We start from the raw sequence: 7,281 nt of genomic DNA on the forward strand, positions 1-7,281 counted from the left end.
AGAACTTTGGATACACAATTCTTGGTCTCATTATCTATTATTTTAGCTACATTTGGTTTGTATATCGGGATTGCGGTTTTCAATACGGCTAAGCAGACATCTGATTTCTATGTTGCCAGCCGCGGCGTCCCGCCAATTTTCAACGGGATGGCGATTGGTGCTGACTGGATGAGTGCCGCTTCCTTCATTGGACTCGCGGGTACGATCATGCTTCTCGGCTATGATGGCCTTGCTTATATCATGGGATGGACTGGCGGCTATTTGCTGCTGACATTCCTGCTTGCGCCACAGCTAAGGAAATACGGCCGCTATACGGTTCCTGAATTTATCGGCGACCGATACAACAGCCACACTGCCCGCGTCATTGCGGCGATATCAACGATTATCATCAGCTTCACCTATTCGATCGGCCAGCTTTCCGGTTCCGGCGTGGTTATCGGGCGACTGTTCGAAATCGATGCAAAGCTTGGCACAATGATCGGTGTGGTTTTGATCGCAACATATGCTGCGTTCGGCGGTATGAAGGGAATCACCTGGACACAGGTTGCACAGTATATCATTTTGATCATTGCGTATTTGATTCCGGTTATTTTCATGTCATTGCAGCTAACGAACAGCGCGCTTCCGTGGCTTTCTTATGGTGAGCTGGTCGGAAAAATGGGTGAACTTGATCGTGAACTAGGCATTTCTGAATACTTCGCGCCATTCACGAACGGCACAAAGTGGCAATTCCTTGCCCTGATGTTTACATTGATGGCCGGTACGGCGGGGCTTCCGCACGTAATCGTCCGCTTCTATACAGTTTCAACGATGAAGGCTGCTCGCTGGTCAGGTGCATGGGCACTTCTTTTCATTGGCTTGCTTTATCTGTCTGCACCTGCATATGCAGCATTCTCGCGCTTTATCCTAATGACAAAGGTTGCCGGCAGCAAAATCAGCGAGCTTCCTGCCTGGACGAAATCATGGGTTGATACTGGAAAGCTTCAAGTTGCCGACGGAAATGGCGATGGAATCCTTCAGTGGAGTGAATTGATCATTTCCAACGATATCGTCGTTATGGCGACACCTGAGATTGCCAATCTTGGCGTATTCGTCATCGGCCTTGTAGCGGCAGGCGCTATGGCCGCTGCCCTTTCTACAGCCGGCGGCTTGATGATCGCGATTTCTTCCGCTTTTGCACATGACATCTACTATCGTGTCATGAAGCCAAATGCTACTGAGAAAACCCGCCTGAATGTGGCTCGTATTTCAATTGTTGTGGCTACAGTATTTGCTGGTCTTGTTGCCCTGGATCCTCCGGGTGCAATCACGCAAATCGTTGCCTGGGCCTTCGCGCTTGCGAGTGGAACATTCTTCCCGGCACTGATCCTTGGTGTATGGTGGAAGCGCTCAAACTCTCAAGGTGTTATTGCAGGAATGCTTATCGGTCTTGCTGTGACACTCGGATACATTTTCGCAGCAAAATATGGAGGCTTCACGATTCTTGGCATCATCGATACCGGTGCGGGAGTATTCGGTGCTACAGCTGCAATCCTTGCGAACGTCATTGTTTCACTTGCGACTCCGGCTCCATCGCAAAAAATTCAGGAGGAAGTACTCGACCTTCGTTATCCTGAACAGATGACTTATAAGAACGGCGAAGTTTGGATGAATGACGATGCAACAAAAGCTTAATAAGGAAATTTGGAAGGCTGTGCAGTTCCATCCCCTGTTCCAGGGGGTGGATGAACGCACAGCCCTTTCCCTTGTCGAGGAATGTGAAGCTCTTACCTATGGAAAAAAAGAAATGATGCTCAAGACGGACACACCACGTCAGGGGCTTTTATTGATTTTACAGGGAATTGCCGAGGTATTCGTGAAAAATGCCGCTGGCCAGGAAGAAGTCCTTGAAGTCATCCAAAAAGGTGAAATTGTAGGATTTTCAAGTCTGGCAGAGTTCCTCGGATTCTCGAGTGCCGATAAACCGCAGGCCAATGTCGAGGTCAGGTCTGTAGAAGAAGTGCGGGCACTGCTGATCCCTTTTTCCGTCCTGGCAAAAAGATGGGATGACCAGGATGTCCATGATTACCTGCTGACCCAGGTTTCGATCAGGCTGAAAGATGTTTATGGTTCACTTGCCGAGCAGGTGAAAATGGCAAAGGGAATCGGCGAGGGAGAGACAATTTTAGCGAGGGTTCAGGATCTGATGTCGGAAAAAATAGCATCCGTTTCTCCTGACACGAGTATTCAGGAAACAGCGCAGAGAATGGTTGGAAGTAAAACGAGTTCGGTGCTGGTAGTAGAAAACGGTGAGTTGAAAGGAATCATCACAGAACGGGATATCGTAGGCCGGGTGGTTTCGAAGGGGATATCTTTTAACGAGCCATCAAGGGTTGTAATGACGGAGAATCCAGTGACAATCTCCAGGTTCGCTTACTATTACGATGCTCTATCGGAAATTTTGCTGAATGGAATCAAGCATCTTCCTGTGGTTGATGACGGGAAAATATCCGGGGTTATTACACTGACCGACTTACTTCGGAAAAAGAACGACAGCATGATGAGGACAATAAAGAAGATCGACGAGGCCGATGAAACGAGACTGCCAGAGATCAAGGCAGCAATCTATGAAATTACCGAAACGCTTATGCGAGACCGTATTCCGGCTCTAGCATTGCTCGATATAATCACGAAATTATACGACCGATTGATAGGGAGAGCAGTCGAACTATCTCTTAAGGGACTTCGCGAGAAAGGGTTTGAACCACCTGCATCTTTTGCGTTTTATTTAATGGGTTCTGCCGGCCGTGGAGAACAATTCATGCTGACGGACCAGGATCATTTCCTGGTGTATGGCGAAACGGAAGAGCATGGCTACTTTGAAAAATTAGGAGCTGAGATCACTGCAAGGCTAGAGGCAGCTGGCTACGCACGCTGCAAAGGCTTAATGATGTCTAGTGAGGAGCAGTGGAGAGGGACGCTGCTGCAATGGCAGGATCGCGTCAGGAAGTGGATGCTGCAGTCCACGAATGATAACCTTCTGCTGGCACATAACTTTTTTTCCTACCGTTTCGTGGCTGGGAGTGAAGAGCTTAATGAGGAGTTCGAAGCAAAAATCACCGAGCTGCTCGAACGCTCAAAAATTTTCCTATATCGGATGGTCCAAACCGAAAAGGAACAAGAAATCCCGACATTGGATGAACCAGTCCGGGCCCTGTTCAAGCTTGCCAGGAAAAGCATCGATATGAAAAAAGAAATCTTATTCCCATTCCACCACAGCCTGCAGATACTATCACTTTATTACGGAGGAGTGCCGGGAACACCGCTAGAGAAAATCGCTAGCTTAAAAGGGAAGGGTATCTTCACCGAAGGATTCACAGAAGACCTTAAAGAAGCCTTCAGCCACGTGCTCGACCTTTATATCAGGCAAAGATGGGGAATTAACGGCGGCAGCTCCGTCCTATCATTTGCCACCATGTCAACCAGACAAAAAGACGAACTCATCCTCAGCTTGCGAACACTCCGCGAACTCCAGGGAATGGTATTTGCTAGATTCTCGGTATAATGTGTTCCGGTAAGAGACACGGGAGATAGGTGGCACCGTGCGTCTGAAAATTACTAGCAAGAGAATCGAAAAAATCGTACGGTCGCAGGCACTGCAGTAACTGATCTACTTGGTGAAAAATGTTACTATTTTTGAGTTTGACAAATTGCGGAAGGTAAAAGGCACTGTGAAAGGAGGCTGGCATGTTTTTTCAACGCAAGAATATTTCCTGCCCGCTTATGTATGAAAAGATTCCTTTATCGACTAGAATCGATGATTTGACTTTTATTGTTTTCGACACGGAGACTACGGGGTTCCAAGTGGCGACCATAGACCGGCTCATTGAAATTGGCGCTGTTCCTGTTAGCGGGCTGAAGGTGAAGGAAAATGACCGTTTTCAGACATATGTGAACCCTGAGCGACAAATTTCTCGGGAAATAATCGATCTGACATCGATAACGAATGAAAAAGTTGCGGGAGCACCGGTAGCTGCAAAGGCGATACATGAATTCTTTGACTACGTTGAGTCTCACGAGGCGGTATGCCTTGTTGGGCACTATGTCGGCTTTGATCACCTCGTGCTGAAAAGCGAGCTGAAACGTGAAAAGCTGGCGCTGAAAAAGCTGTTCACCATTGATACACTCGATTTGATTGGCTTTATTGCTCCTTCATACGATATGCGTGACCTCGAACGATATGCGATGGCATTCGGTACACGAATATATGATCGCCACAGCGCGATAGGAGACGCGTTGACCACAGCGTATCTGTTCACCGAGCTTCTGCAGCAGTTCAAAGACCGGGGACACTCCACCTGGGGCGAGCTGATCAAGGCCACCGACAGCCAGATGCGGTCGATGCAGTTTTAAGTGGAAACAGAAATATCGGCCAGCGATACGTGTTTGATTGAACTTGATTAGGAACAAGGCATATCGCTCGGCGATTCGCGGTAGACTCAGTCTTGATAATCTCATATAATGTTGATAGTGTAAAAATATGTATTTTATTCTTTGGCTCTGTTAAAGCTAAATGTTGTTTTTACATCCTGTTGATTGTAGTGGAAGGCGCGAAGACTCCTGCGGGATGAGCAAGTCATCGGGAGACCCCGCAGGCGCATGAAGCGCCGAGGAGGCTCCCGGACTGCCCGCGGAAAGCGAAGCGCCTGGAACGAAAATCAACAGCCGTGTTTAACAGAGCCTATTCGTTAAAGAAATGTAGTTTTATTCTACTTGTTATGTAAATGGGGGAAATGCATGGATGCCGTGCAAATGGTGTTTTTGGTATTGTTGTGGGGTGTACCGATTGTCCGTTTTATACAGATTTACAGGAAGTTGGATAAAGAGGAGCAAGCGGAAATCAAAGCCTCATTAAAAAACCCTTTATATTATCTGGATGATGGATTTAGACATATCGGTATGCTCTTAATATTCACCGGGATGATTACATTCATTCCTGTAATCCAGCATATCGGTATATCCATGTTTATCATAAGCTGGTTTTATGGTGGCCTTGAACTATTGGATGTGAGTTATAAACAAGGTGTAGGAATGATGTCTTTTTCCTTGATAGCAGCAGCTGCCTATTACTTCTTTTGGATATAATATTTGTGGAGAAAGGACGGTAACATGTTAAGAGCCCAAAATATAATACCTAATATCTCTGTTTCTATGGTTTTATTTATTATTTATGTCTCTACTATTCCAGCATACATAAAATTAGTTCTGGCTATCTTTGCAATGGCATTTTTAGTCCCTATCGCTAGAGATATTATGTTCGAAAATAAACTAAGGAAGGTAAGAGTTGCTTTTTACACTTCACTTGCTTTCTCATTTGGATTTATTGTATTCTCCGCTATGCAAGATTTTTCTTCTGTTGATATTGAGATTATTGCTGGGTTTCTGCTTGTATTTTTCTTTAGTTCTATAGGGATTTTCTGTTACGGAATACCAGCTTCCGTCATCGCAGAACTTGTTTCTCGAAATTTCAAGAAGTATCGTGCTCTGGTATCTGGTTCAATGCACATTGTTTTTGGTCTATTTACAGCGGTTTTTGGACTGTCAGACTACCTTGAACCCGGTGTTTTCATATTGCCAACATTATGTTCGATCATTTTCTTTCTAATAGATGAATATACAAGAAGATAAATAATAAAGAATGCTTAGAGTGGTGTGTACTCTAAGCATTCTTTATTATTGAATATTGATCAAAGCATCATTCTTAAAAGAGACAAGAACTCGCTGGCCTTCCAGTTCGCCATATTTCCTTGCTGTTCCAAAAGATACTTTCAATGGAACCGCTTTGCCATCGGTCTCAAACTCAACAGTAAAATTATCAGCCGCCCCGTTAATGGTTGCCTCCATGAATTCAATTTCTCCCGGAATAACCAGCTGTTGGCCGATCAGTACCATGTCTTCCTTTAAACCGTTAGCTTGCTTTAATTCTTTCTGGCTTACATCAAAACGCTGGGATATATTGAACAGTGTATCTCCTGGATTGACGACGTACATTCCTTCGTCAGTTTCGAAGCCATGAGTTGGAACTGATAGGTCTTGTCCAACATAAATCGAGTCACTAACCAATTTATTTTCCCTTTTTAAATCCGTCACAGTAACACCGTATTTTTTTGCCAGGGAGAACAAGGTGTCGCCTTTTTTAACAATATATAACCCTGCTTCAGCCTCAAGCGGTACCTCAAGCTGCTGCCCGGCTCTAATGAAATCTGAAGTTAGTGAGTTCACTTCCTGAAGCATTTCAACTGATGTATCGAATTCCTTCGCCAGGCTGTAAAGTGTATCGCCTTTTTGTACGGTGTAAAAAGATCCGACTGCATCTGTTTTCTTTTGGCCGATGCCAAAAAGCAATCCTGCCGCGACCGATCCAGCTACTGCTGCGCCGATCAATTTTCTGTTCCGTTTCAAGGTAACTTTGCGTTTTTGCTCTCTGATTCTCTGTTTTCTAGTCTGTCTGTAGGTAATCAAGTCTGCTTCTCCCCCAATAAAAAATAACTCCTTAACAGAAATTCGCTAAGAAGCAGGTTTTTGTGTACATAAATATGGGTATATAGGAAAGTTTTTCTCCTTTAAAATAGTTGAATTTTTCAAAAAACTTTACAATACCTTGTCCCTATTGCTTTTTTCGTGCATATATCCTCAACCAAGCTAATAAAATGTTACAAACCTGACAAAGAGAGTGTTTGAGGTGAGGAATCGTTTGAACAATATGAGGATTCAGCCGGGGACATGATTAATCTTAGTAATATTCAGAAGGGTCAACCTTCTGCCGCAAGTAATCATTTTTTGCGGAATGCAGTATTGGCAGATAAAAGCGAGTCTCATTTCACACTTCTCACATCCAATTTAGGGAGGGCGAGTGGTGTGCACGATTACATCAAAGAGAGAACAATCAAGATTGGAAAGTATATCGTGGAGACGAGAAAAACAGTTCGCGTCATAGCGAAGGAGTTTGGCGTATCCAAAAGTACAGTCCATAAAGACCTGACAGAAAGATTGCCTGAGATCAACCCTGACCTTGCCAATGAAGTAAAAGAAATCCTTGATTATCATAAATCAATCCGCCATTTGAGAGGCGGGGAAGCCACAAAAATGAAGTACCGCAAAGAGGAAAGGGAAGAAGAGCCGGTTAAGTGAAAAAGAATTGAAACAAACAGATTGGAGGGAACGTAATTCAGCTGTGTGATCATTGCCAACAACAAAATGAAAAATGCCCAGCTTAGATTCGGAAAAGCCGGGCATCGCCAC

The 7,281-nt window shown here is 44.8% G+C and carries 7 protein-coding genes; 6 read left to right on the top strand and 1 reads right to left on the bottom strand.

What is annotated here, in order from left to right; translation table 11 throughout:
- The first annotated feature begins 6 nt into the window (after window positions 1–6).
- From ACH0QE_RS23285 to ACH0QE_RS23305, 5 genes are all read left to right on the top strand, one after another.
- Window positions 7–1,674, top strand: a complete 1,668-nt coding sequence (locus ACH0QE_RS23285; protein ID WP_415802805.1) for a sodium:solute symporter family protein — start codon at window positions 7–9, stop codon at window positions 1,672–1,674.
- Window positions 1,658–3,544 (top strand): DUF294 nucleotidyltransferase-like domain-containing protein, encoded by a 1,887-nt coding sequence (locus ACH0QE_RS23290; protein ID WP_415802806.1) that lies wholly within the window; start codon window positions 1,658–1,660, stop codon window positions 3,542–3,544. Before ACH0QE_RS23285 ends, ACH0QE_RS23290 begins: the two co-directional genes overlap by 17 nt.
- A 182-nt stretch (window positions 3,545–3,726) precedes the next feature.
- On the top strand, window positions 3,727–4,392 hold the full coding sequence (locus tag ACH0QE_RS23295; RefSeq protein WP_415802807.1) for a 3'-5' exonuclease: 666 nt from the start codon (window positions 3,727–3,729) through the stop codon (window positions 4,390–4,392).
- Between the two features lie 384 nt (window positions 4,393–4,776).
- On the top strand, window positions 4,777–5,124 hold the full coding sequence (locus ACH0QE_RS23300; protein ID WP_415802808.1) for a hypothetical protein: 348 nt from the start codon (window positions 4,777–4,779) through the stop codon (window positions 5,122–5,124).
- 24 nt (window positions 5,125–5,148) lie between these two features.
- The gene (locus ACH0QE_RS23305) at window positions 5,149–5,667 is read left to right on the top strand and encodes a hypothetical protein (protein ID WP_415802809.1); all 519 of its coding nucleotides are present in this window, start codon (window positions 5,149–5,151) and stop codon (window positions 5,665–5,667) included.
- 45 nt (window positions 5,668–5,712) lie between these two features.
- Here ACH0QE_RS23305 and ACH0QE_RS23310 read toward each other — a convergent pair whose 3' ends face one another.
- Window positions 5,713–6,501: a LysM peptidoglycan-binding domain-containing protein gene (locus tag ACH0QE_RS23310; RefSeq protein ID WP_415802810.1), complete on the bottom strand. Its 789-nt coding sequence runs from the start codon at window positions 6,499–6,501 to the stop codon at window positions 5,713–5,715.
- 396 nt (window positions 6,502–6,897) lie between these two features.
- Here ACH0QE_RS23310 and spoIIID point away from each other — a divergent pair, with 396 nt between their 5' ends.
- Window positions 6,898–7,170 carry a sporulation transcriptional regulator SpoIIID gene (gene spoIIID, locus ACH0QE_RS23315; RefSeq protein ID WP_031307660.1) on the top strand — a complete coding sequence of 91 codons (273 nt, stop codon included), beginning with the start codon at window positions 6,898–6,900 and terminating at the stop codon, window positions 7,168–7,170.
- Window positions 7,171–7,281 lie beyond the last annotated feature (111 nt).

It is taken from the genome of Mesobacillus sp., assembly GCF_047739415.1.
Classification (GTDB): Bacteria; Bacillota; Bacilli; order Bacillales; family Cytobacillaceae; genus Mesobacillus.